The sequence below is a fragment of the Stenotrophomonas sp. 22DLJC03 genome (assembly GCF_056861405.1).
Genome location: NZ_JBSPUG010000001.1, coordinates 1194226 through 1219116 on the forward strand (window position 1 = coordinate 1194226; position 24891 = coordinate 1219116).

Genomic DNA, 24891 nt, shown 5'->3' on the forward strand with positions numbered 1-24891 from the left:
CCGCCGGCCCGGGCTCAGGCGGTGGCCCGGATCATCTCGCCCAGGGTGCCGGTGATCTGGTCGATCTGCGCCTTGTCCACGATCAGCGGCGGCGACAGCGCAATGATGTCGCCGGTACAGCGCACCAGCAGCCGTCCGTCGTGGAAGCAGCGCCGGAACACCTCGTAGCCGCGGCTGCCCGGCGCATCCCGGCGCGGCGCCAGTTCGACCGCACCGACCAGCCCGAAGTTGCGGATATCGATCACGTTGGGCAGGGCCTGCAGGGCATGCAGCCGCTCCTGCCAGTACTCGCCCAGCTCGATGGCACGCTCGAACAGGCGTTCTTCCGCGTAGACGTCCAGCGTGGCCAGCGCCGCCGCGCAGGCCAGTGGATGGCCAGAGTTGGTGTAGCCATGGAACAGCTCGATGGCCTGCGGCGGCGCCTGCATCAGGGCCGCATGCACGGCATCGCTGACCAGCACGCCGCCCAGTGGCACCGCGCCGTTGCTGACCGCCTTGGCGAAGGTCAGCAGGTCCGGAGTGACCCCGAAGCGCTGCGCGGCGAAGGGCATGCCGACCCGGCCGAAACCGGTGATGACCTCGTCGAACACCAGCAGGATGCCGTGGTGGTCGCAGAGCTCGCGCAGGCGCTGCAGGTAGCCCGGCGCGGGCAGGATCACCCCGGCAGATCCGGCGATGGGTTCAACGAACACCGCCGCGATGGTCGAGGCATCGTGCAGGGCGATCAGCCGTTCCAGGTCGTCGGCCAGCTCCGCGCCCTGGCGCGGCAGGCCCTTGCTGAACGCATTGCGCGGCAGGTCCAGGGTGTGCCGCAGGTAGTCCACACCACCCAGCTGCAGGCCGAACGCTTTGCGGTTGTTGGGCAGCCCACCCAGCGCCATGCCGCCGAAGCCCACCCCGTGGTAAGCCTTCTCGCGGCTGATGAAACGGGTGCGCTGGCCCTCGCCGCGCTGGCGGTGGTAGGCCAGCACGATCTTCATCGCGGTATCCACCGCCTCGGAGCCGGAACTGGTGAAGAACACATGGTTGAGCGGAGGCGGCGCCAATGTCGCCAGCCGCTGTGCCAGCGCAAAGGCCGGTGGCGACCCCATCTGGAACGCGGGCGAGTAATCCAGGGTGCGCGCCTGCTCGACGATGGCGTTGACGATGTGCGGCCGCGCGTGGCCGGCGTTGCAGCACCACAGGCCGGCGGTGCCGTCGAGGATCTGGCGGCCGTCGACGTCCTCGTAGTGCATGCCTTCGGCGCGTACCAGCATGCGCGGCGCGGCCTTGTACTGGCGGTTGGCGGTGAACGGCATCCAGTACGCGTCCAGTGACTCGGGGCGCTGGGTGGCCAGGTCGTGCAGGTCGCTTTCGGGACGCTTCATGCCAGCTCCATCGGGTCCGATGCGATGAATGTAGCGCAGCTGCGTCACGGCGGAGTCGCGGCGGCCCCGGTATAACCAAGGCTCGTTGAATGTTGGAGCTTCCCATGGCCGATTTCCCCGACCGCAGCCATTGGCAGGCGCTGGTCCTCCAGCTGTCGATGCCGGGCCAGGCCTTCATCGACGGCCGCTATGTCGATGCCGCCAGCGGCGCCCGCTTCGACTGCATCAGCCCGATCGACGGTCGCGTGCTGGGCGCGGTCGCCGACTGCGACGCGCAGGATGTCGAACGCGCGGTACTCGCCGCGCGGCGCAGCTTCGAGGTGGGCCACTGGTCGCAGGCGAGCCCGGCGCATCGCAAGCGCGTGCTGCTGGCGCTGGCGGCATTGGTGGAAACGCACGCCGATGAACTGGCCCTGCTGGAAACCCTGGACATGGGCAAGCCGGTGCGTGACGCCCGCCGTATCGACTTGCCCGGCGTGGTGCGCTGCCTGACCTGGACCGCCGAAGCCGTGGACAAGCTGTATGGCGAAATCGCGCCCACCGGCCCGCACGAGCTGGGCCTGGTCACGCGCGAGGCTGCCGGCGTGGTGGCCGCCATCGTGCCGTGGAATTTCCCGCTGCTGATGGCCTGCTGGAAGATCGCGCCGGCACTGGCGATGGGCAACTCGGTCGTGCTCAAGCCTTCCGAGCGGTCGCCGCTGAGTGCGCTGCGGCTGGCGGCGCTGGCCGCCGAAGCGGGCCTGCCCGAGGGTGTGCTGAACGTGCTGCCGGGCCAGGGTGCGCGCGTCGGCGAACCGCTGGCCCTGCACATGGACGTGGACGTGCTGGCGTTCACCGGCTCCACTGCCACTGGCGCCAAGCTGCTGGAGTACTCAGGCCGGTCCAATCTCAAGCGGGTCTGGCTGGAATGCGGCGGCAAGAGCCCGCACGTGGTGTTCGCCGACGCGCCCGACCTCGATGCAGCGGCGAAGGGCGTGGCGCAGGGCATCTTCTTCAACCAGGGCGAAGTCTGTACCGCCGGTTCGCGGCTGCTGGTGCAACGCTCGATCCGCGAGGATTTCGTGCACCAGGTGATTGCTTATGGCCAGCACATGCAGTCGCGTCATCCACTGGAGCCCGATGCACCGATGGGCGCGCTGGTCGATGCCGCGCACGTGGACAAGGTGCTGGCCGACATCGCGCGGGCCGAAGGCGAGGGTGCCCGGCTGTTGCTGGGAGGCCATCGTGCCGAGGTCGAGGCGGGTGGTTGCTACGTGCAGCCCACCGTGTTCGACCAGGTGCGGCCGGAGCAGGCATTGGCACGCGAGGAAGTGTTCGGGCCGGTGTTGGCCGTGCTCGGTTTCGAGGACGAGGCCGAAGCGGTGCGCGTGGCCAATGACAGCCGCTACGGCCTGGCCGCCGGACTGTGGACGCGTGACCTGGGTCGCGCCCATCGGGTCGCGCGCCAGCTGCGCGCCGGTAGTGTATGGGTGAATGGCTGGGACGGCGGGGACATGACCGCACCGTTCGGCGGCTACAAGCAGTCCGGCAACGGCCGTGACAAGTCTCTGCATGCGTTCGACAAGTACAGCGAGATCAAGGCTACCTGGATCCAGTTGTAACGACGCGGCTGCTCGGCTCTACATAAAGCATACAGCTGTCGAGCTACCGGCAGCGGGCGCTCACCTGCAGCACTGCCGCACGCAGCACGTCGCGGTCGGCTTCTTCGACGGCGTTCTGGAAATAGTCCATGTCCTGCTTGCCCAGCTCGCACGGGTCGACGATGTACCCCGGTGGCCACAAACCCAGCAGCTGTGCCACGCCATGCACGATCTGCTCGGGGGTCATCTGCCGACGGATCCGGAAGTAATTGCGGCGCGGCGCGAACGCGGGATGGACCTCGCGCCGACCGATCAGGCGCGGCGCCACGCCCGCTGCGCTGATGCCGTCGCCGCCATTGATGCTGCCCGCAGGCAGGTCCAGCATCAGTGGCGCCATTGCAGGCAATTCCTCGAACGCGGGTGTGCTGGCATCGTTAGGTGCCGCCGGGGGCGAGCGTGGCGCTGTCGATGCGGCCGGGCGCGCTGCCTCTGCGGTGGGCTGCGCCGGGTGCGGTTGCTGCGCAGGCACGGGCTGCGTCGGTGGCAGCCAGTACAACGTCATCCTGGCGCCTTCGTCGCTGCGCAGCGTCATCCTGCCACTGCCCAGCAGCCACACTGCCATCAACCCATGCACCAGCAGCACCACCAGCCATGCCGCCATGCGCGGCAGCTTCGGCGAATCGGACCACGACAGTGCGACTGCAGTCATCGGCAAAGCATCCATGCAGGGACCGGTGGCGCAGCCTAGCGGGCGGCCGGAAAAATTCCGTTGGCATCGGTGTCGGCTGAAACCATCGCCCCGTGCGGCCACCGGCCCGTGGCAGAATCGGGCGATCCGCCGTTACCCGTGTTGCCGATGTCGACGATCACCGCTGCCGCACCGCCCGTGAATTCCCCCCGCCGTGTCCTGCTGGCCAGCCTGATCGGCACCACCATCGAATTCTTCGATTTCTACATCTACGCCACGGCCGCAGTGCTGGTGTTCCCGCACCTGTTCTTCCCCGACAGCAGTGATCAGGCGGCGCTGCTGCAATCACTGGCGACCTTCGCGGTCGCGTTCATCGCCCGCCCAGTGGGCTCGGCGGTGTTCGGCCACTTCGGCGACCGCATCGGCCGCAAGGCCACGCTGGTGGCCGCGTTGCTGACCATGGGCGTGTCCACGGTGCTGATCGGCCTGCTGCCGACCCATGCGCAGATCGGGCTGTGGGCCCCGGCGTTGCTGGCGCTGTGCCGTTTCGGCCAGGGTCTGGGGCTGGGTGGCGAATGGGGTGGGGCGGTGCTGCTGGCCACCGAGAACGCACCACCGGGCAAGCGCGCCTGGTACGGCATGTTCCCGCAGCTGGGCGCACCGCTGGGCTTCCTGCTGTCGGCCGGCATCTTCCTGGTGCTGGGCCGCTGCCTGAGCCAGGACGACTTCCTGCAATGGGGCTGGCGCATTCCGTTCGTGGCCAGCGCGTTGCTGGTCGGCCTCGGCCTGTGGGTGCGCCTGAACATCCACGAGACGCCGGATTTCAAGAAGGCGCTGGAGCGCAAGGCCCCGGTGCGGCTGCCGATGCTGACGGTGCTGCGTGACCACCCGGTGCCGATGTTGTTGGGCACGCTGGGTGCGTTCGCCACCTTCGTGCTGTTCTACCTGATGACGGTGTTCAGTCTCGGACATGGCACCGCAGTGCTGGGCTACAGCCGCGAGCAGTTCCTGCTGATGCAGATGGCCGGCATGCTGTTCTTCGCGCTGGGCATTCCGCTGTCGGCACGCTATGGCGACCGCTGGGGCACGCGCCGCACGATGATCGTCGCCAGTCTGCTGATCATCGGTTTCGGCGTACTGTTCGCGCCGCTGTTCCAGCCGCACAGCCCGTGGCTGGTCACCGGTTTCCTGTGCCTGGGCCTGTTCCTGATGGGCCTGACCTACGGCCCCTGCGGCACCTTCCTGGCCGAGATCTACCCGGTGGAAGTGCGCTACACCGGTGCCTCGTTGTCGTTCAACCTGGCCGGCATCCTTGGTGCGGCGCCGGCGCCGTACCTGGCCACCTGGCTGGCCGAACGCTTCGGCCTGGTCGCGGTGGGCTACTACCTGTGCCTGACCGCGGTGGCGACCCTGTGCGCGCTGGTGGCACTGCACCGGCGCGCCCTGCGGCTCAACCAAAGAAGCGCTTGAGCGTGCGCCCCAGCCAACCGCCGCCCTGGTGTTCGCGGGCGAACTGGTTCAGGTGCGCCTTGACCTGTTCGGCATAGGCCTGGTCATCGCCGCGGATGTGATTGAACAGCCAGCGCGAGAGCATGGTGCGCAGCTCGTCACTGATGTCTTCGCCGGCCTGGAAGCGCATGCGGTATTCCGATACCCGCTTGATGAAGACCTCATGCACGCGCTTGTGCGCGGCACAGAACGGATAGCCCGCTTCCTCCATCAGCTCTTCTTCGAACGCGAAGTGCGACATGGTGTAGTCCACCACCTCGTCGATGACTTCACCCACTGCAGCACGCTGCATGCTGGTCTGTGCCACGTGCAGGTGGTTGAGCATCTCGATGATGCGGCGATGTTGCTGATCGATCACATCGATGCCGATGTTCAGATCGTCCTGCCAGACCAGTAGTGCCATCCCCGGCTCCCCTTCATGCGTATGTCGGGGCCGACTGTAGGGCCGCCGCGCCTGGGCGGCGTTGATCTGGATCAAAGCAGGCCGGTCAGGGCAGGGCGGGCTCGCGCGGGCGCAGCTGGCTGGCCACCGTGGTGCAGGTGACCCGGTTGCGGCCACCGGCCTTGGCCAGGTACAGCTGGCGGTCGGCCTCGGAGATCAGCCGGTGCAGTGCATCACGCTGCGGGCGCAGGCAGCACAGGCCGATGCTGACCGTCATGCGCAGGGTGGCGGTGCCGATGTCCACTTCCAGTGCGGCAATGCGCTGACGCAGTTCCTCGAAGTACTGCAGTGCCTCGTCCTGTTCCATGTCCGGCACCAGCAGGCAGAATTCCTCGCCACCGAAGCGTGCGATCAGGTCCTGGCTGCGTGCATGCGCGGCCACCGCACCGGCCACCGCGCGCAGCGCATCATCGCCGGCCTCGTGGCCGTGGGTGTCGTTGATGTGCTTGAAATGATCGATGTCGATCATCGCCACCGCCACGCACTGGCCATGCAGCTGCAGCTGCGGCAACTGGCGCTGGCTTTGCTCCAGGAAGCAGCGGCGGTTGGGCAGGCCGGTAAGGAAGTCGCGGGTGGCCAGATCCTGCAGGGTGCCGATCAGTTCCAGCTGGTCCACGTTCTGCGAGACGCGGCAGAAGAACTCTTCGCGCGAGAATGGCTTGCGCAGGAAGTCATTGGCACCGTTCTTCAGGAAGCGCGGGATCAGCGAGGCGTCGGTGTTGCCGGAGATGCCGATCACCGCCACCTTGTCGCGCGAGCGCAGGGTGCGCAGGCGGCGGGTGAATTCCACGCCCTGCATGCCGGGCATTTCCTGGTCGACCACCGCCAGGCGGATTGCCGGATGCGCCTCGATCGCGGCCAGGCCCTCGTTGCCGTCGGCGGCTTCATGCACCTCATGGCCGTACATGCGCAGCAGGGCGGCGGCATAGCCACGCGCGGAGGGCGAATCGTCCACCACCAGCGCGGCGATGCGGCGGTTGCGTTCCAGCCGCTGCACCAGCCACACCAGGTAGTCGATGCTGCCGGGGGTGTTCTTCAGCACGTAGTCGATGATCTGCTGCTGCAGCACGCGCTTGCGCAGGTCCTCGTCATACACGCCGCTGACCACCACGGTGGGCAGGTCACGCTTGAGGAAGAACTCGACCACCGTGTCGCGGTCGCCATCGGCCAATACCAGCCCGGTCAGCACCAGGAACCAGCCGCCCCCTTCGCTGAGCAGGCGGTCTGCCTCGGCCAGGGTGGAGGCGATCACCACCGGCAGTTCCAGGCGTTGCTCGATGGCTTCGCGCAGCATGCCGGTAAAGGCACGGGAGTTTTCGACCAGCAGGATCCGCTGTGGCAACGGATCGGCCAGGTCGCCATCGACGGCGGCCTGCGGCAGGACGGGCATGATGCGGTGGCTCACGAAGGAGGGCTCGGCACGGATAGCGGCGGTTTCGGGCGTAACTTTAGCCGGGCAGGGCGCGCGGCCGCACCAGCATGGCATCAGACGGACGGCGAGATTGGCGACTGACGCTGCGTGGAGGGTTCGTGCAGCACAAGGCGAAGGCGGTTGCTACGGCAGTTCACCGAGCCGCCGTAGGCCAGTATTCGGCCGCCCAGCCGCTCGATGGCCTGGTGGGTTGTGTCGGTCGACAGTGCACAGCCGTGGTCAAGCAGCGCGACGACCGCGACGATGCCGCGGCGGTTCCCCGCCGTGCCACACCGGGCACGCACACAGATCTGGCCGGCCTCCCGCTCCAGGAGCAGCGAGACCGCCTCGATCATGGTGCGGTAGATCGCCAGTTGCAGGTCCACGTTCAGCATGCAGGGGTTTCCTGTCAGCCTCGGCTGCGTGACGCGATGGGTGTTACTCCAGATCTCGTATGCGCCGCCGCCTTGTAGTGCCACGTAAAGCCCTACCTGTTCAAGCCCTGTGGGGTAGACCAGGCTGGCCTGTTCGCGGAACAGGCGAGAGTGCACGGACGATGCGTGCTGCAGGCTGTTGGCCACCGCGTGGTGGCCTTGCAATCTCAGCCAACTGACCATTTCACCGAGCGAACTGTCCATGCCTTCGCCCAGGTGCTTGAGGTGGGCGGCACGTTCGCGAAGTTCACGTTCATTGGTCTGGTGTGAGCTGCGTGCCAAGCGCAACGTGGTTTCCTCTGCCAGGCCGCGGGACCGTGCACGCTGATGGTGATAGCTGATGCTGGATCCCAGTGCGAGCAGTGCGACGCTCATCACCGCCATGTTCTGCTGGGTGGCGAACGTGCCGAGGTCGAAAGAGGCTGGTAACCCGGTGCTGGGCGTAGCCAAGTGAAGTGGAAGGTTCACCAGCGGAATCGCGATGGCTGCACCACGCCATCCGTGCATGAAGGTCAGAGCGATTGCGGGCAGTGCTGCCAGCAACACAACGTGTGTGCGGGTGGTATGGGCATCTTTGGCGATCAGTTGCATGCACAGCCCAAGGAGCAGCATCAGCACGATGGCAACCATAGATGGAACCAGCAACCTCTTCTGCCATGGAGTACCCGATCGGCGCCGGGCCCATAGAAGGGCCAAGGGGGCCAGGGTGATGATCGCCGCGAAATGCCCGAATACAACTCTTTCAGCAGCATTCAGCAAGGTGTCTGGAGGCGGATTCGGCCACAACAGGCGTGAAAGGCTCAGGTTGATGCTGGTGACCGCGAGCGCCGCGGAAACTGAAAGAGACAGCAGCCAAAGACCGGTCGCCGCCTCGGATATGGCCTTCCTCAGGTGCAGGTGCACCACCAGCATCGCCGCCGGCATCAACAATGTGGAAGCCAGGATGACCCATTCCAGGCCGTAATGGTCAATCGTAGGTATGCGCAGGTGCGCGAAGTAGCCGAGCTCACCAAGCAGTACATACATCCAAAGTCGTGGCGGAACGATCAACAGCGTTGCCACGCGGATGCCGGCGGGCAGGAAAAACTGGTCCAGCGAAATCTGGCGCGCAGAGATGCAGGCGATGGCGTACACCGCCGCCAAGACAAGGCCCGCCGGGTGCACTGGTATGCCAGCCAGAACTCTATCCTTCACGGCGCCCCATCTCGGACGGGCTGGTGCATGACCAACGCTCACATTCCCTCGAGGCGGTACTGGGTCATAAGGGAAAGTAGCGGTACTTCGAGGAGCGTGCAACGGTACGGGAGGAAGCGCTGCCGTTGCTCACATCGGGATCGAGGCGCTCAGTGGCGTGAATGGCACACAGGGAACGGCGCCGGTATGCTGGCAAAGCCCCCTGCTTCGCGATCATTCACGCCGCCAGCGTGCCACGCAGGGGAGATTGCATTATCTGATCGAAGTCAGGCTTGCGTGCCTGGATGCTGTCCACCTTTCAATCATGGAGATGCCTGTGAAATTTTCTCGATTCTCGAAGATGACGTCCATTGCGGTGCTGCTGGCAGCTCCGACCCTGGTGTTCGCCTGCTGTCCGGGTGGCGGGCAGGGTGTGCAGCTGGCAACGGCGGGGCTGGGGGAGAGCCAGCCTGCAGCGCTTGATCTCAGTTCGGACCCGGCATGGCTTGTCTATGCGTTCGAGCGCGATGGAGTTTCCTACTACCAGGTCAATGATCTGACAGGGCAGGTCAACCTGATTATTGCCGCGATCGATTCGACATTCTGGACCCTGCCGGCCGGTAAAACCGCGGCGCGTGTGTCGCTGCCCTCCGCGCCACTGGCGTTGCCGAAGAATGCGCGTCGTAGCGTTGTCTTCCGCGGGCCTGACTTCTCTCTGGTGGTGTATGGAGAGGGGCGCAGCGCAGTCTGGGCCGTAGAACACATTGTCAGCGGCAGGTAGCGGTTTGCATGCAGATGGCCTGCTGTGACCTGCCTTGCAGCGGTAGCAAACGCCGCTGTGAGGCAGGGCAGGCGCAGCTTCCGGTATCGTTCGCCCGTCTGTGATTACTGTCGTGCGGGTGCCTCGAAGATTCTGCTTCGCCCGTTTGGTAGCGTTTCACATCCGGGTTCGCCAACGTTGTCCAACAGGACCATCGTGATGCGATGGCCTTGGCATTGCACGCTTCCCGAATAGGCATGCGCACGAGCCGAGAGCCGGTCAATAGCCCGCTCCATGGTCCGGGATGCAAGCATGCGATGCCGATCCAGCAGCGCGACATTGAGCACGATGCCGCGCACTCCCTTGTAGCAACCGCAGCGGGCACTGATCTGAATCTGACCCACCTCATCCTTCAGTAGTAGCGACACTGCCTCGGCAAAGGCACGATAGGCCGCCAACTGCAGACCCATGCTCAACCTGCAGGGATCTCCCCCTAGTATCGGACGGACGACTCGGTGACTTGCATTCCATTTTTCACGCAGACCACCGGCCTGCAGAGCGACATAGAGTCCTGCATGCTCGAGTTCCGTGGGGTAGACCATGCTTGTAAGTTCACGGAACTGCTGGGAACGCTGCGAAAACGCTCGAAGCAGATCGGTGGCCGAGGCCTCGTGTCCACCGGCCTTGAGCTGCTGCACGGTTTCCCCCAGCGCTTCTTCAATGTCATCCGCAATCTGACGCAGCCCCATCGCGCGTTCACGTAGTTCCTGTTCGTTGGCCAGGTGGGCCGAGCGCGAGAGCGCGCTGGTTGGCGGTTCCGCCATGGTTCCGGGCGTACGTTGGTGATAGTGATGGGTGATGCGTGGTCCCAACGCGATGAGTGCTGTGCTGGTTATTGCAATGATCTGCTGGGTAACGAACGTTGTCTCGTCGAATGAACCGGGAAGTCCAGTCGTCGGCATGGTCTGGCTCAGGATGATGTTCATGAGCGGCACGCCTATGGCGGCGCCGCGCCAGCCATGCATGCAAGTGAGGGCGATGACCGGCAGCACCAGCAGCAGTTGCAAGGTGGCACGCGCCGAATGGTCCTGCGTGCTGACCAGGATCAGCAGGGTGCCCAGTACACCAAGTGAAGCAAGTGCCGCGAAAGTGGGCCGGCGTCGCCAGACGGTCCAGTCGTAGCTGCTGCGTCGGCGCATCCAGAGTAGCGCCAGCGGCGCGACAGTGAGGATGGCTATGTAGTCACTGAGCACGTACAGGATTGCGTTGGTGTAGAACGGCATGCTGGGTGGAACTGGCCATAGCATATGGATCAGGCCAAGCTTGAGTGCTGTAGCCACCAAGGCGGCTGAGGCCGCGATCGAAAGCAGCCAGCTTTCGTTGGTGGATGCCATCAGTCTGTTATGCAGATGGACAATCAGCGCCACCGCTGGGATCAGGCAAGCGGATGCGAAGATCACCCAGGACATCCCATAGTTCTCAATCATGGGATAGCGCATCTGGGCGAAGTAGGCGTACTCGCCAAGAATCAGATATGGCCACATCCGCTTCGGCGTCAACAACAATGCCGCCACTCGAATGCCAGCCGGGAGAAAGAACTGATCGACGGAAAGGTGCCACGTGGCCCAGCACGTGACCGCGTAGAGCACGGCCAGCGCAATGCCGGCTGGGCGGATACGGAAACTCAGCTCAAAACCACTCTTCAGCCACTTCAAACGCAAGCCTCCCCTGCTCGTCGAACGCTATCGCTGTCCTGTCGATACATGTGTCGTAGTCCTTCGTACCCGACAGTATCGGGTGTTCCAGAAGGGTGCAATCTCGACATCTGTTCGGAAGTGCGAACATACGCAAGGTGTTCTTGGAGAATGTCACGACAAAGCTGTGATATTCGTCGCATTTCCTGACGGAGTACCTACGGGGGCAAGGGATTCCCGGGCTGCTGCAATCCCGTGTTGAGCGCAGGCACCCTCGACGGGATCTCAGGGTCCAAGGGTAGATCGGTCGCTTCCAACAGCAGGAGCCTGACCCGGTTCCGGCCGCAGTGCAGATTCCCCTGGTAGGCAAGCACCCGTGTGGTCAACTGGGAAGTGGCGAGATCGGCAGTTGCCCGGGAAAGAGCCTGTTTCGGATCAATTGCCGCGACAACTACAACAATGCCTCGCAGATTGGCCCGTTGTCCGCAACGGGCTCGGACGATGAACTGCCCTTTTTCGCTTCCCAGGAGAATGGAAACGGCCTCGACGATCGAACGGTAGGCAGCCAATTGCAGGCTTGGACTGAGTAGGCAGGGGTCCCCGATCAACCTGGGCTGACCAATCCGATGCGTGGCGTTCCAAGCCTCGCGCACCCCGCCAGCCTGCAGCGCCACATACAGTCCCAGCCTCTCCAGCGCGGCGGGATAGATCATGCTGGCCTGTGCCCGGAACAGGCGCGAATGTACCTCCGAGGTATGCCGCAGGCTGTCGGCCACAGCGTGATGACCCTGCGCATGCAGCCAGTTCACCATTTCATTCAGTGAAAGATCCATGCCATCGCCCAGCTGGCGCAGATGGGCCGCGCGCTCACGCAGGTCCATCTCGCTGGCCAGATGCGAATTCCGTGCGAGCTGCAGGGCCGCTCTGCCATCTTCCTCGCGCAACCGGTGCTGGTTCTGGAAGTGGGTGATGCGCGCACCCAGCAGCAACAGGGCGATGCTGGCGATGGCCATGGCCTGCTGGGTAGCGAAAGTGGCCGGGTCGAATGCCGTCGGATGGTCGGCGGGGGCGCTCAGACCAAGAATGGTGTTCACGGCGGCGACACCGATGGCCGCACCGCGCCATCCCAGCAGGCAGGTCAGGGCGATTGCGGGAATAGGCAGGATCAACAACAACTGCAGCGAGCCAGGCGCCGTGATCGAGGCAGGTACCGGAGTCGCCTGCAGGCCAACGACCAGCATGGCTGCGAGTGCTCCTGCCACAGCAGCAACAGACCGGGCCGTCCATTTTTCCTCGGCGCGGCGGATCCACAGCAACGCCAGAGGCGCGAGGATCAGGATGCCGGTGAAGTCGCCCAGCGCATAGCGCAACACGTTGGTGAGAAATGTCGCGTTATGCAAGGGCTCCCAAAGCAGGTACGAGATTCCCAGGTTGAGCAGGCTGATGATCGTCGCAGCGCATACCGCGATGGAGATCACGCCGAGGATCGTGGTGCGCGCAAGCAGCTTCCGGTGCAGGCGCACGATCAGCATCACGGCGGGCATCAGGAACACCGAGGCCAGGATCACCCAGGTCAGGTTGTATTTGCTGATCAGGGGGATGCGCAGATGCGCGAAGTAGGCGTATTCACCAATCAGCAGGTAGGGCCAAAGACGGGGCGGGCACAACAGCAGTGCGGCCACCCGCACGCCGGCAGGCAGGAAGAATTGATCCAGCGACAGCTTGCGCGCGCCCCAGCACGCGAGGGCATAGATCAGCGCCAGCGCCAGCCCCTCGGGGCTGACCCGTATCCTCACCAGCAGGCCGTCCTTCCACCACTGCATCCACGTGCTCCCCCAGCTCCTGCCCTGATTATGTGGTTGGGAAGGGTCCCGCTACCACAACGCATCCCGCAGCTTGTACCAGGACATGGCCGCCACCAGCAGCGGCATGCGCAGCAGGCGTCCGCCGGGGAAGGGGCCATGGCGCAGGCGCTGGAACACGTCCAGCCGCTCGCTCTGGCCAACGATGGCTTCGGCGATCACTTCACCGGCCAGCCCGGCCGCTGCCACGCCGTGGCCGGAGAAGCCCTGCGCGAAGTACACATTCCCATCCAGCCGGCCCCAGTGCGGGGCACGGTTGCGGGTGATGTCCACATAACCGCCCCAGACCTGCTGGAGCGGGATGTCGGCCAGTTGCGGGAACACCTCGTGCATGCGCCGCTGCATCACCCGGTGCAGGCCCGGCGGCGGCAGCGCGGAATAGCTGGCGCGGCCACCGAACAGCAGGCGATGGTCATGGCTGAGCCGGAAATAGTCCAGCGCCCAGGCCGTATCGGAGACCGCCATGTTGTTGCCGATCAGGGCACGGGCGCGCTCGGCCCCCAGCGGTGCGCTGGCCCCGATATACGTACCGACCGGCATGATGCGCCGCTCGAGCTCAGGCACCAGCCCCTGCAGCAGGGCGTTGCCGGCCACCACCAGCTGCGGCGCGCGCACGCTGCCGTGGTCGGTATGCAGCACCGCATGTGCGCCGCGTTGAATACGCGTCACCGGCGATTGTTCGTGGATGACCACCCCGGCTGCGCGCGCGGCATCGGCCAGCCCGCGGGCGTAGGCCAGCGGATGCAGGTGGGCGCTGAGCGGGTCGAACATCGCCGCGCGGTAGCGCGGACTGTCCAGTTGCCCACGCAGGGTATCGCGCTCCCACCACTGCATCGGGTAATCGTAATGTCGCTGCAGGTGTTCGCAGGTGGCGCGCAGGTCGCGCTCGTGGCGTGCGCGGATGGCAACGCTGGCGTGGCCCTCCACCCAATGGCACTCGATGCCATGCCGGTCGATGCGCGCGCGCATCGCCTGTACCGCCTCGCGCGACCAGTCGAAGAGGCGGCGCGCATCCTCGTGGCCGAGCTGGCGTTCCAGCTCGTCCACTTCGCAGCCGTAGCCGACCAGCGCCTGGCCACCATTGCGGCCCGAGGCTCCCCAGCCGATCCGCTGCGCTTCCAGCACCACCACCCGCTGGCCGCGCAGGGCCAGTTCCAGTGCGGCGGTGAGGCCGGTATAGCCGGCGCCCAGTATCGCCACATCGGCATGCAGTTCACCGCGCAACGGCGGCAATGCGGGCGGTTCGGGCAGGCTGCTGGCGTACCAGCTGGGCGGGAAGGCGGCGCTCACCGGCGGCCTCGCAGAAGCGGGAAAGGGCGTCGGAGCGTAGGAGGACGGTCGGGCTTCACACCGATAGTTTGGCCCAATCCGGGCGCCCGTGGTGTGAGGGCAGCGGCTTGCCGATGCCGATGCCGGGCGCGTACCTTGATGCCACACCAAGGAGTTTCCCCATGCGCCGCCTGCCCTGGGTGGGCCTGCCCACCGACAGCACCGTGCTCGGCCATCATCGTTTCGCGGTGGCCGGGGAAAAATATGTGCGTGCGTTGGTTGACGCTGCGCAGGCAACACCGCTGGCGCTGCCGAGTCTGCAGCCGCCGCTGCCGGCGCGCGATTGGCTGCAGGGCCTGGATGGCCTGCTGCTGACCGGCGCGGTCAGCAACATCGAGCCGCAGCATTACGAAGGGGGTCGCACCTGGAACGGCAACCGGCATGACCCGGCGCGCGACGCCACTGCGTTCGCGCTGCTGCGCGAGGCGCTGGCGATGGATCTACCCGTGCTGGCGATCTGCCGCGGATTCCAGGAATTGAATGTGGCGCTCGGTGGCACGCTGCATCCGCAGGTGCATGCGGTACCTGGCCTGGCAGACCATCGCGAAGACCCACAGGCGCCGGTGGAGGTGCAGTATCGGCCGGCCCACGCGATCACCCTGGCCGATGGGGGGTGGCTGGCGCAGTGGTGTGCCGCCGATCGGGTGCAGGTCAATTCTGTGCACGGGCAGGGCATCGCACAGGTCGCCGAAGGCCTGCAGATCGAGGCCTGGGCCGATGATGGCCTGGTCGAAGCAGCGCGCAGTCCGCACCATCGTTTCGTGCTCGGCGTACAGTGGCACCCGGAATGGCGTGTCATGCAGGCGCCGTTCTATCACGCTATTTTCCGTGCGTTCGGCCAAGCTTGCCGGCAGCACCAACAGAACCGACTGGATTCCCGATGAGTTCCCGAACGCGCCCGCGCAAGACGGCCACGCCCCCCGCACCGCAGGAAAGCAGTCTGCTGCGCTGGCTGAAGGAGCGGCGCATCACCGAGGTCGAATGCCTGGTGCCGGATATCACCGGCAATGCCCGCGGCAAGATCATTCCCGCCGATAAGTTCTCGCATGATTACGGGACGCGCTTGCCGGAAGGCATTTTCGCGACCACCGTCACCGGCGAGTTCCCGGACGATTACTACGACCTGACCTCGCCTTCGGATTCGGACATGATCCTGCGTCCGGATCCGGATACCGTGCGCATGGTGCCGTGGGCCACCGATCCGACCGCGCAGGTCATCCACGATTGCTACACCAAGACCGGCGAGCCGCACGAGCTGGCTCCGCGCAACGTGCTGCGACGGGTGCTGGACGCTTACACGGAGCTGGGCCTGCGCCCGGTGGTAGCGCCGGAGCTGGAGTTCTTCCTGGTGCAGAAGAACACCGATCCCGATTTCCCGCTGCTGCCGCCGGCCGGTCGCTCGGGGCGGCCGGAAACGGCCCGTCAGTCCTACTCGATCGATGCGGTCAACGAATTCGACCCCATCCTTGACCTGATGTACGACTACTGTGATGCGATGAAGCTGGACGTGGATACGCTCATCCACGAGTCCGGCGCGGCGCAGCTGGAAGTCAACTTCACCCATGCCAACGCCATGGACCTGGCCGACCAGGTGTTCCTGTTCAAGCGCACCATGCGCGAATCGGCGATGCGTCACGGGGTGTATGCCACCTTCCTGGCCAAGCCGATGGAGAACGAGCCGGGCAGTGCCATGCACATCCACCAGAGCCTGCTGCGGATCAGCGATGGCCAGAACGTGTTCACCGGCGAACATGGCGGGGAAGATTTCAGCCCGTTGTTCGCCCACTACCTGGCTGGCCTGCAGAAGTATGTGCCGATGGCCATGGCGTTCTTCGCGCCGAACGTGAATTCCTACCGCCGGCTGGTGTTTGGCGAGGTCTCGCCGAGCAACGTGCACTGGGGTTTCGACAACCGCACCTGCGGCCTGCGCGTGCCCTTGGATACGCCGGAGAACATGCGTGTGGAGAGCCGCTTCGCCGGTTCCGACGCCAACCCTTACCTGGCGATGGCTGCGACCCTGGCCTGTGGCCTGCTCGGTATCCGCGAGCGGCTGGCACCGGATGCACCGGTGACCGGCAGCGCCAAGGAGCTGGGCTACAACCTGCCGCGCTCGCTGGGTGAAGCGCTGGACGGGCTGGAGCAGTGCAGCGAGCTGCAGGCCCTGCTGGGCGAGCGCTTCTGCCGTGCCTACATTTCGGTCAAGCGCAAGGAATACGAGACCTTTTTCCGGGTCATCAGTTCGTGGGAGCGCGAGTTCCTGCTGCTGAACGTCTGAGCATCTGGAATAGAAAAATCCGCCGCCGGGGGGTAGGCTGGCACCCGTCGCCGGCCCCGCCGGCCCCCCTTCCCGCATTCTGGAGCACCCGATGAAGCTGCGTATCCTCACGCTCGGCCTGGCCTCCGCCATGCTTGCCGCCTGCAGCGGTGGCAACGGCGGCGCGCAGGACAGCCAGGTCCTGAACGTCTACAACTACAGCGACTACATCGCCGAGGACACCATCCCGACCTTCGAGAAGGAGAGCGGGATCAAGGTGACCTACGATGTGTTCGACAGCGATGAGATGGTCGAGACCAAGCTGCTGGCCGGCAACAGCGGCTACGACGTGGTGGTGCCGACACTGAACTTCTTCGGTCGCCAGATCCAGGCGGGCGTGTTCCTGCCGCTGGACAAGAGCAAGATCCCCAACCTGGCCAACCTCGACCCGGCGGTGATGAAACGCATCGCCACCCAGGATCCGGGCAACCAGTACGGCGTGCCGTACATGATCGGCACTACCGGCATCGGCTACAACGTGGAGATGCTGAAGCAGCGCTTCGGCGGCAGCGCCGACATCGCCAACAGCTGGGACCTGGTGTTCAAGCCGGAGAACATCAGCAAGATGAAGGACTGCGGCGTGACCATCCTGGACACGCCGGCGGACATGATCCCGATCGCGCTGCACTACCTGGGCCTGGACCCGCACAGTGGCGATCCGGCCGAGCTGCAGAAGGCGGCTGACCTGCTGAAGTCGATCCGCCCGTACGTGCAGAACTTCCACTCCTCGCAGTACGTGGGGTCGCTTGCCAATGGCGGTACCTGCCTGGTGGTCGGCTGGTCGGGTGACATCATCCAGGCCCGCGACCGCGCCGAGGAGGCCAGCAACGGCGTGCACGTGGCCTATTCGATCCCGAAGGAAGGCGCCCCGCAGTGGTTCGACATGCTGGCGATCCCGAAGGATGCCAAGCACCCGGAAGCGGCCTACGCGTTCATCAATTACCTGCTGCAGCCGAAGGTTGCCGCGGCCAACACCAACTTCATCCACTACGCCAACCCGGTGCCGACTGCGACCCCGCTGGTGGATGAGGCGATCCGTACCGACCCGACCATCTACCCGCCGGCCGACGTGGCCGAGAAGATGTTCACGTACTCGATCAACACGCCGGAGACCGACAAGCTCTACACCCGGCTGTGGACCGAGGTGAAGACCGGCCGCTAAGCCGGTCTGGCGCCGACGGGCCATGCCCGTCGGATTGCTTCATCCTTGGCCCGGCGCGGTACCGCCGCCCTGGCCAAGGTGTCGCAGGATCGCCGGCAACAGGTCGCGCGCATCGCGGCCGCCGTTGCACAGGAACGACGAACTCATCCGCTGCAGGTTGTGCATGCCGATGAAGAACAGCCCCGGCTGCGGGGAAACGCCGAACTCGCCGAGCGGATAGCCGTGTGCATCCAGCGCGCCCCGCACGTCGAGCCACGGCCATTCGGCAACGAAGCCGGTGGCCAGCACCACCGAGCGGATGCCTTCCGCCTGCAGATCCAGTTCAAGCGGAGCGGCGTCCGGCTCCCAGTGCAGATAGACCTCTTCGGGAATGTAGCGGGCATCGTCGGTACGCGGTTCGGGCCGCGTGGCGTAGTACGCGCTGGCCAGCGAATCGAGATAGGCATACTCGGCGCGCGTGGCCTTGATCGCGGTATGCAGCTGCGGGCGCACATCGGCGAAGCGGGCGACGTTTCCTTCGAAGCCCTGCAACCGGCCCAACAGTCTGATGCCCGCGCGGTGCATCGCCAGCAGGCTGATCGAGCTCCCCAGGCCGGCACTTCCCTTCCCGGAAATCAGCGGGAACTCCGCGGTGCGGGCCATGCGCAGCGCATCCGGTTCGCCGGCCAGTACGGCGGCCGCTTCACTCACGTGCTGGTGGATGCGCCCGGCCATGTCCCACCAGGTCATCGAGTCCTTGCCTCGCAGCCGGCGGGTATGCGAATGCCGCTGGGCCAGTGACCAGTACACGCTGCGACCGCTGTCGCGCAGGTCCTGGGTGATCTGCGCACCGGACTGGCCGCCACCGATGACCAGCACGCCGCCGTCGGGCAACTGATCGGCACTGCGGTAGTCCCCCGAGTGCAGCACGGTGAGGCTTGGCGCGGGCGCGAAGGGCACCCGGGGCATCCGCGCGCGGCGATATTCACCGGTGGCGACCACCACCGCGCGGGCGTGGACCAGCCCCTGGCTGCTGTCGATGGCATAACTGCCGGACTCAGGCGCGACCCGGCGCACCACGCACCCCTCGCTGATCGGCAACGCGCGTTCGTCGGCATAGTCGCGGAGCCGCCGGATCACCTCCGGGGCCCCCATGAAGCCTTCCGGATCATCGCCGGCATAGGCATGACCGTGCAGGGCCATCGTCGCATTGGCAGTGTTGGTCTGGAACGACTCCCAGCGCCGCTGCCAGCTGGCACCCACGGTTTCGGCCTCCAGCACGCGATGCTCGACGCCGGCCTCCTGCAGGAGCGCACTGAGGGACAACCCGGCCTGGCCGGCGCCGATGATGACCAGCGGCAGCCTTGCAGGCAGGGCGCCCGGCAGGCGGGGCGGGAAGGGGGAGGAGCTGTCCGGAGAAATCACCAGTGTGGGTCCATGCAAGGCTTTGATCCGGGCCATTGCGCGGGCAATGGCCGAGGCCTTCAACAGATCCGGTTCTGAAAAACGTTGCAGATCGGGCCGTCGCCCGTGGTGTCTGGCCGGGACGGGCGCAGGATGGTCCAGGGGAGCCGGGGCCTTTGAGCGGACAGGCCACCACGGCGGGGGAAAACCGACACCCCCTCGGGGCCCCGGGGCGCCCACCGGCCGCTTCCGCCTGCCGCCGTCATATCCCCTGCGCCCACCGGCCGTTAGAATGGCGGCCGCTGTCCACCGCCCGCTCCCGGAGCCCCCATGCCCGTTGAAGCCCAGCCGGTAGCCGCCGTCGTCGACACGACCGGTGCGCCCGGCTATCTCTCCATTCGTGACCTGCGCAAGGAATTCGATGGTTTCGTCGCCGTCGACGACGTCAATCTGGACGTGCGCAAGGGCGAGATCTTTGCCCTGCTCGGTGGCTCCGGCAGTGGCAAATCGACCCTGCTGCGCTGCCTGGGCGGCTTCGAGACGCCCACCAAGGGCAGCATCACCGTTGATGGCCAGCGCCTGGACGCGCTGCCGCCGTACCAGCGGCCGGTCAACATGATGTTCCAGTCCTATGCCCTGTTCCCGCACATGACGGTTGAACAGAACATCGCCTTCGGCCTGAAGCAGGACGGCCTGGGCAAGGATGCGATCAGCAAGCGCGTCGGCGAGATGCTCGACCTGGTGCAGATGGGCCACCTGGGCAAGCGCAAGCCGCACCAGCTGTCCGGCGGCCAGCAGCAGCGCGTGGCGCTGGCGCGGTCGCTGGCAAAGGGGCCGAAGCTGCTGCTTTTGGATGAACCGATGGGTGCGCTGGACAAGAAGCTGCGCTCGCAGATGCAGCTGGAACTGGTCAGCATCATCGAATCGTCGGGCGTGACCTGCGTCATGGTCACCCACGACCAGGAAGAAGCGATGACCATGGCCACCCGCATCGCGGTGATGGATGCCGGCTGGATCCAGCAGGTCGGCAAGCCGGACGAGGTCTACGAGCAGCCGGCCAACCGCTTCGTCGCCGAGTTCATCGGTTCGGTCAACCTGTTTGACGGGGTGATCGACGAGGACCTGCCCGAATACGTGACCGTGCGCTCGCCGCTGTTCCCGGCACCGATCTACATCGCCCATGGCATCACCTGTTACGAAGGGCAGCCGGTCGCGTTCGCGCTGCGCCCCGAGAAGGTGATGATCGGCAAGGACGAGCCGGAAGGGCATACCAACAAGGCGCAGGGCGTGATCGAGGACATCGCCTACTTCGGCAGCCACTCGGTCTACCACGTGCGGCTGCCCAGCGGCGCCAAGGTGCTGGCCAACTTCGCCAACTCGCAGCGCTGGGCCAGCGATGGCCTGACCTGGGGCGACGAAGTGTGGGTGCATTGGCGCGACAACGATGGCGTGGTGCTGACCTCATGATCGTCGCCGGCCTGAAGCGCTGGCTGCCGGGGCTGCGTGCCACGGTGATCGGTATTCCGTACCTGTGGCTGCTGCTGTTCTTCGCGGTGCCGTTCCTGATCGTGCTGATGATCAGCTTCTCGCACAGCCGGGTCGGCTCGCCGCCGTACACCTGGCTGCTGCAGTACGTGGACGGCGCGTTCTCGCTCAAGCTCAACCTCGAGAACTACCTGGCCCTGTTCCGCGACTCGATCTATGCGCAGGCCTTCCTGAGCTCGATCAAGATCGCGGCCATCTCCACTTTCCTGACCCTGCTGATCGGCTACCCGATGGCCTATGCCATCGCCCGCCTGTCGCCGGCCGCGCGCAACGTGGCAATGATGCTGGTGGTGCTGCCGTCGTGGACCTCGTTCCTGATCCGCGTGTATGCGTGGAAGGCGATCCTGGACCGCAACGGCCTGCTCGACCAGTTCCTGCAGTTCACCGGCCTGCAATCGTTGATGACCAGCATGGGCCTGCCCAAGCTGCAGCTGATCGACACCCCGACCGCCGCTTACATCGGCATCGTCTACTGCTACCTGCCGTTCATGGTGCTGCCGCTGTACGCCAACCTGGTCAAGCACGATCACCGCCTGCTGGAAGCGGCCTACGACCTCGGTGCCAAGCCGTGGCAGGCGTTCCTGCGCATCACCCTGCCGCTGTCCAAGGCCGGCATCATCGCCGGTTGCATGCTGGTGATGATCCCGGCGATTGGCGAATTCGTGATTCCGGAAATGCTGGGTGGCTCGGAAACGCTGATGGTTGGCCGCCAGCTGTGGAATGAATTTTTCAACAACCGCAATTGGCCGGGCGCCTCGGCGATGGCGGTGGCGATGATTCTGTTGCTGCTGGTGCCTATCCTGCTGTTCAACCGGTCCCAGCAGCGCCTGCTGGAAGGGAAGCAGGCATGAGCCCGCGTTCCGCCAAGGGCCTGGGGCTGGGCGTGCTGCTGCTCGGCTTTGCCTTCCTGTACCTGCCGATCCTGTTGTTGATGTTCTATTCGTTCAACAGCTCGCGGCTGGCGATGGTCTGGGCAGGGTTCTCTACCCGCGCCTACAGCGACCTGTTCGCCGACCGCGCGCTGATGGATGCGATGTGGACCAGCCTGGTGGTTGCGTTCTGGACCGCCTGTACCGCCACCGTGCTGGGCACGCTGGCGGCGATGGTGATGACGCGCTTCAAGCGCTTCCGTGGCAAGCCGCTGTTCGGCGCGCTGGTGACCGCGCCGCTGGTGATGCCGGATGTGATCCTCGGCTTCTCGCTGATGGCGCTGCTGGCCTCGATGGGTGCGATTCCCGGCTTCCCGGCACGTGGCTTGACCACCATCTGGATCGCCCACGTCACCTTCACCCTGTGCTTCGTCACCGTGGTGGTGTCCTCGCGCCTGCAGGAAATGGACCTGTCGCTGGAAGAAGCCGCAATGGACCTGGGCGCGAGCCGGCTGACCGTGTTCGGGCGCATCACCCTGCCGATCATCGCACCGGCGCTGGTGGCCGGTTGGCTGCTGGCGTTCACCCTGTCGCTGGATGACGTGGTGGTGGCCAGCTTCGTCGCCACGCCGGGCTCGACTACGCTGCCGATGAAGGTGTTCGCCTCGGTGCGCATGGGCATCAGCCCGAAGATCAACGCGTTGGCCACCCTGCTGGTGTCGGCGGTGTCGATCGCCGCGGTGATCGGCTGGTACATCAACGCGCGTGCCGAGAAACGGCGCCAGCGCGACCTGCAGCTGGCACGCCAGGACAACGGCTGAGCACACGGTTTGTCGACAGCGTCGGCAACATCCGGCTCACGGCCGGCGGCGCACAATGGGGGTCTACCAGATGGAGATCCCCCATGACCGTCGAGATTGTCGACCCGGCCACCGGCCAGGTGACCTACCGCCATGAACTGATGGGTGCTGCCGACATCGAGCAGCGCCTGCAGGCCGCCGCCGATGCATTCCCCGGCTGGGCCGAGCGCTCGCTGCAGGAACGGGGGGCGATCCTCAAGCAGATCGCTGGCCAACTGCGTGCGCGCCGCGATGATCTGCAACAGGCGATGACCCACGAGATGGGCAAGCTCAAGGCGGAGGCGTTGGCCGAGGTCGACAAGTGCGCGGCGGCCTGCGAGTTCTACGCCGACCACGCCGCTGATTACCTCAAGCCGCAGCTGATCGACACCGAAGCCCAGCGCAGCTATGTGCGCTACGAGCCGATCGGCTGCGTGTTCGCGGTGATGCCGTGGAATTTCCCGATCTGGCAGGTGTTCCGTTTTCTCGCTCCGGCGTTCATGGCTGGCAACGTGGCCCTGCTCAAGCACGCCAGCAATGTGCCCCAGTGTGCCGGCCTGATCCTGGCGGTATGCCGTGACGGTGGCCTGCCGGACGGCGTGTTCGATGTACTGCACATCGACAACGACCAGGCGGCCGACGTGCTGCGCGATGCACGGGTGAAGGCGGTGACCCTGACTGGCAGCGAACGGGCAGGGCGCTCGATTGCGTCCAACGCGGGCAGCCAGCTGAAGAAGTCGGTGATGGAGCTCGGGGGCAGCGATGCCTTCGTGGTGCTAGACGATGCCGACCTCGACAAGACCGTGGCGGCGGCGGTGAAGTCGCGCTTCGACAACAGCGGGCAGACCTGCATCGCGGCCAAGCGCTTCATCGTGGTCGAGGCGGTGGCCGATGAGTTCACCCGTCGTTTCGTTGAAGCGGCGGGCGAGCGGCGGTACGGTGATCCCGACGAGCGCGGCACCACGCTGGCACCCATGGCCCGCGCTGATCTACGCGACGAACTGCACAAGCAGGTGCAGGCCAGTGTGGCCAAGGGCGCTCGGGTGCTGGTGGGTGGTGAGCCGATTGCGGGCACGCATGCCGGCTATCCGGCCACCGTGCTCGATCAGGTCGGCCCGGGCATGCCTGCCTACGACGAGGAACTGTTCGGTCCGGTCGCTGCGGTGATCCGGGTCAAGGACGAGGCCGAGGCGCTGCGCGTGGCCAACGACACCCGTTTTGGCCTGGGCGGCAGCGTGTGGACGCGCGATCCAGTGCGCGGCGAACGTTTCGCGCAACGCATGGAATGCGGCGCGGCGTTCGTCAACGCCATCGTCAAGAGCGATGCGCGCTTGCCGTTCGGTGGCAGCAAGCAGTCCGGTTTCGGCCGTGAACTGGCCGACCACGGCATCCATGAGTTCATGAACATCAAGACCGTCTACGTGGCTTGATGCCGAACGGTAGTGCCGGCCGCTGGCCGGCATTGCCTGGTTGCCGGCCCGCGGCCGGCACTACCCAAAGCGGGCTACAACCACTTCGCGCGCTTGAACAACCGGTACAACCCCACGCACACGCCACCCACGCCCACGATCATCAGCGGGTAGGACCACGGTTCGCTCAGCTCCGGCATGTGGCTGAAGTTCATGCCGTACCAGCTGGTGATCAGCGTCGGCGCCGCCAGCAGCGCCGCCCATGCACCCAGCCGCTTCACCGTCTCGCCCTGCGCCAGCGTCACCAGCGACAGGTTTACGCTCAGTGCGGTGCCCAGCATCTCGCGCAGGGTGTCGATCACATCGCTGATGCGTACTGCGTGGTCGTGCACGTCGCGGATGTACAGCTTCACTTCGTCGGGGATCAGTTCGCCCTGGTAGCGGCGCAGCTGAGCCAGTACGTCCTGCAGTGGCGCCACCGCCATCCGCATCTTGTTCAGTTCGCGCTTGAGCTCGTACAGCCGCACCACCGTGCTGCGCTTGTAGTTGTCCGCAAAGATGTCCTTTTCCAGCAGGTCCAGGGTGTCGCGGAAGCGGTGCACGATGGGCAGGTAGTTGTCGACCACGAAGTCGGCCACTGCGTACAGGCAGTACGACGGGCCCATCTTCAGCAGCTGCGGCTCGCGTTCCACGCGTGCGCGCACAGGTGCATAGGACAGCGAAGCACCATGGCGCACCGTGACCAGGAAGCGCGGGCCGAGGAAGGCGTGGGTTTCGCCGTACTGGATACGCTCGTCGACCATCTGCGCGGTGGTCACCACCACGAACATTGAGTTGCCGTAGGTTTCGACCTTGGGCCGCTGGTGCGCGTTGCGCGCATCCTCGATGGCCAGGTCGTGCAGGCAGAATTCCTCCTGCAGTTTCAGCAGCACATCGTCGTTGGGGTCGTACAGGCCGACCCAGACGAAGCCGTTGCCACTGGCGATGACGTCGCTGATGGCATCCAGGCTGATGTCGTGGCGTTTGCCCTCGTCATCGTAGTGGACGCAGTTGATGACGCAGGCGGGGTTGGCCGAAGCAGGTGCGGAAGCGGAGGCGGGCAATGACATGCCCGCCATCGT

The 24891-nt window shown here is 65.6% G+C and carries 20 protein-coding genes; 10 read left to right on the forward strand and 10 right to left on the reverse strand.

Going from position 1 to position 24891, the window contains the following annotated elements; translation table 11 throughout:
- Positions 1-14 precede the first annotated feature (14 nt).
- Positions 15-1367, reverse strand: a complete 1353-nt coding sequence (gene aptA, locus AC13GA_RS05490; protein WP_426353895.1) for an omega-aminotransferase AptA — start codon at positions 1365-1367, stop codon at positions 15-17.
- A 104-nt stretch (positions 1368-1471) separates the two neighbouring features.
- Between aptA and AC13GA_RS05495 the strand changes: the two genes are divergently transcribed.
- Complete coding sequence (locus tag AC13GA_RS05495; RefSeq protein ID WP_482997664.1) at positions 1472-2968, forward strand: aldehyde dehydrogenase; 1497 nt, start codon at positions 1472-1474, stop codon at positions 2966-2968.
- 43 nt (positions 2969-3011) lie between these two features.
- Here AC13GA_RS05495 and AC13GA_RS05500 read toward each other — a convergent pair whose 3' ends face one another.
- Complete coding sequence (locus AC13GA_RS05500; RefSeq protein ID WP_482997665.1) at positions 3012-3656, reverse strand: hypothetical protein; 645 nt, start codon at positions 3654-3656, stop codon at positions 3012-3014.
- A gap of 147 nt (positions 3657-3803) precedes the next feature.
- Here AC13GA_RS05500 and AC13GA_RS05505 point away from each other — a divergent pair, with 147 nt between their 5' ends.
- Positions 3804-5105 (forward strand): MFS transporter, encoded by a 1302-nt coding sequence (locus AC13GA_RS05505; RefSeq protein ID WP_136638790.1) that lies wholly within the window; start codon positions 3804-3806, stop codon positions 5103-5105.
- Here AC13GA_RS05505 and AC13GA_RS05510 read toward each other — a convergent pair.
- From AC13GA_RS05510 to AC13GA_RS05520, 3 genes are all read right to left on the reverse strand, one after another.
- Complete coding sequence (locus AC13GA_RS05510; protein WP_065722369.1) at positions 5086-5547, reverse strand: bacteriohemerythrin; 462 nt, start codon at positions 5545-5547, stop codon at positions 5086-5088. The genes AC13GA_RS05505 and AC13GA_RS05510 overlap by 20 nt on opposite strands.
- A gap of 85 nt (positions 5548-5632) precedes the next feature.
- Positions 5633-6976 carry a diguanylate cyclase gene (locus tag AC13GA_RS05515; protein WP_136638789.1) on the reverse strand — a complete coding sequence of 448 codons (1344 nt, stop codon included), beginning with the start codon at positions 6974-6976 and terminating at the stop codon, positions 5633-5635.
- A gap of 95 nt (positions 6977-7071) precedes the next feature.
- On the reverse strand, positions 7072-8625 hold the full coding sequence (locus tag AC13GA_RS05520) for an MASE1 domain-containing protein (protein WP_482997666.1): 1554 nt from the start codon (positions 8623-8625) through the stop codon (positions 7072-7074).
- Between the two features lie 247 nt (positions 8626-8872).
- On the opposite strand from AC13GA_RS05520, the gene AC13GA_RS05525 reads away from it, so the two are divergent.
- On the forward strand, positions 8873-9385 hold the full coding sequence (locus AC13GA_RS05525; protein ID WP_482997667.1) for a hypothetical protein: 513 nt from the start codon (positions 8873-8875) through the stop codon (positions 9383-9385).
- 104 nt (positions 9386-9489) lie between these two features.
- On the opposite strand, the gene AC13GA_RS05530 is transcribed toward AC13GA_RS05525, so the two are convergent.
- The 3 genes from AC13GA_RS05530 to AC13GA_RS05540 form a co-directional block, all read right to left on the reverse strand.
- Positions 9490-11079 (reverse strand): MASE1 domain-containing protein, encoded by a 1590-nt coding sequence (locus tag AC13GA_RS05530; protein WP_482997668.1) that lies wholly within the window; start codon positions 11077-11079, stop codon positions 9490-9492.
- 197 nt (positions 11080-11276) lie between these two features.
- Positions 11277-12881, reverse strand: coding sequence for an MASE1 domain-containing protein (locus tag AC13GA_RS05535; RefSeq protein ID WP_482997669.1), 1605 nt, complete (start codon positions 12879-12881; stop codon positions 11277-11279).
- A 51-nt stretch (positions 12882-12932) separates the two neighbouring features.
- On the reverse strand, positions 12933-14210 hold the full coding sequence (locus AC13GA_RS05540) for an NAD(P)/FAD-dependent oxidoreductase (protein ID WP_482997670.1): 1278 nt from the start codon (positions 14208-14210) through the stop codon (positions 12933-12935).
- Between the two features lie 161 nt (positions 14211-14371).
- Here AC13GA_RS05540 and AC13GA_RS05545 point away from each other — a divergent pair, with 161 nt between their 5' ends.
- From AC13GA_RS05545 to AC13GA_RS05555, 3 genes are all read left to right on the forward strand, one after another.
- A complete protein-coding gene (locus AC13GA_RS05545) occupies positions 14372-15133 on the forward strand; it encodes a gamma-glutamyl-gamma-aminobutyrate hydrolase family protein (RefSeq protein WP_482997671.1) in 762 nt (253 codons plus the stop codon).
- Positions 15130-16524: a glutamine synthetase family protein gene (locus AC13GA_RS05550; RefSeq protein ID WP_046984963.1), complete on the forward strand. Its 1395-nt coding sequence runs from the start codon at positions 15130-15132 to the stop codon at positions 16522-16524. The genes AC13GA_RS05545 and AC13GA_RS05550 overlap by 4 nt, the downstream gene beginning before the upstream one ends.
- A gap of 91 nt (positions 16525-16615) precedes the next feature.
- Positions 16616-17725 carry a polyamine ABC transporter substrate-binding protein gene (locus AC13GA_RS05555; RefSeq protein WP_253079637.1) on the forward strand — a complete coding sequence of 370 codons (1110 nt, stop codon included), beginning with the start codon at positions 16616-16618 and terminating at the stop codon, positions 17723-17725.
- Positions 17726-17764: 39 nt separating this feature from the next.
- On the opposite strand, the gene AC13GA_RS05560 is transcribed toward AC13GA_RS05555, so the two are convergent.
- Positions 17765-19165: a flavin-containing monooxygenase gene (locus tag AC13GA_RS05560; RefSeq protein WP_482997672.1), complete on the reverse strand. Its 1401-nt coding sequence runs from the start codon at positions 19163-19165 to the stop codon at positions 17765-17767.
- Positions 19166-19438: 273 nt separating this feature from the next.
- Here AC13GA_RS05560 and AC13GA_RS05565 point away from each other — a divergent pair, with 273 nt between their 5' ends.
- The 4 genes from AC13GA_RS05565 to AC13GA_RS05580 all read left to right on the forward strand — a co-directional run bounded on the left by AC13GA_RS05565 (position 19439) and on the right by AC13GA_RS05580 (position 23791).
- The gene (locus AC13GA_RS05565) at positions 19439-20575 is read left to right on the forward strand and encodes an ABC transporter ATP-binding protein (protein ID WP_049412072.1); all 1137 of its coding nucleotides are present in this window, start codon (positions 19439-19441) and stop codon (positions 20573-20575) included.
- A complete protein-coding gene (locus tag AC13GA_RS05570; RefSeq protein WP_482997673.1) occupies positions 20572-21504 on the forward strand; it encodes an ABC transporter permease subunit in 933 nt (310 codons plus the stop codon). The genes AC13GA_RS05565 and AC13GA_RS05570 overlap by 4 nt, the downstream gene beginning before the upstream one ends.
- Entirely contained in the window at positions 21501-22343 is an 843-nt protein-coding gene (locus AC13GA_RS05575; RefSeq protein WP_008267688.1) for an ABC transporter permease subunit, read from the forward strand. Before AC13GA_RS05570 ends, AC13GA_RS05575 begins: the two co-directional genes overlap by 4 nt.
- A gap of 83 nt (positions 22344-22426) precedes the next feature.
- On the forward strand, positions 22427-23791 hold the full coding sequence (locus AC13GA_RS05580; protein WP_426353887.1) for an NAD-dependent succinate-semialdehyde dehydrogenase: 1365 nt from the start codon (positions 22427-22429) through the stop codon (positions 23789-23791).
- Between the two features lie 74 nt (positions 23792-23865).
- On the opposite strand, the gene AC13GA_RS05585 is transcribed toward AC13GA_RS05580, so the two are convergent.
- A complete protein-coding gene (locus AC13GA_RS05585) occupies positions 23866-24888 on the reverse strand; it encodes a magnesium and cobalt transport protein CorA (protein ID WP_046983335.1) in 1023 nt (340 codons plus the stop codon).
- Positions 24889-24891: the final 3 nt, after the last annotated feature.